Here is a 518-nt window from a genome sequence, read left to right on the forward strand (position 1 = left end):
CACCTCAGAAAATAGACTTTTCTAGTTTTTTTCTCAAAGAACCAGAATCGCTCTATAAGAGAGATAAGCTTTCAAGGAAATCATATCAAAAGGTATTAGAGGAAGAAAACAAAATTTCTGGATCTCTTGATCAAATGGGCAAGGCTGTTTTTGCGCGTTTACAATTTTTATCGATACTAGATAAAGCTATAACTTTGAAAACTTTTGAAACCGTAGAAAATCGTTTTAAATACCTCCAACATCTGTTTGATGAACTTCAAACAAAAGAAAACCTGAAAGATATTGCAGATCTTCAAACACATATCGATGGTTCATTAGCCATGATCCAAAATGAATCTATAAAGACGCAAATGATAACGCATTTACGTAAAGCTGAGCAATCACTTATCAAAAAGAAAAGACGCGAAGTTGATATGAAAATTTTTAACCATGAAGCAAAAAGGATGCCTACCATACGATAAAAACAAAAGCCAATGTAGAAAGTTCAGTACTATCTGAACAATTCAGAGGGGCAGAAA

General features: G+C 33.2%; 1 protein-coding gene. It reads left to right on the forward strand.

What is annotated here, in order from left to right:
• Window positions 1-461: type IV secretion system protein (locus tag ACFIJ9_RS08720; protein ID WP_375636802.1), on the forward strand; the 461-nt coding region annotated here is incomplete at its 5' end.
• Window positions 462-518 lie beyond the last annotated feature (57 nt).

Source organism: Bartonella sp. MR90HLJMH (assembly GCF_042194115.1).
In the GTDB taxonomy this organism is placed as follows: domain Bacteria; phylum Pseudomonadota; class Alphaproteobacteria; order Rhizobiales; family Rhizobiaceae; genus Bartonella; species Bartonella grahamii.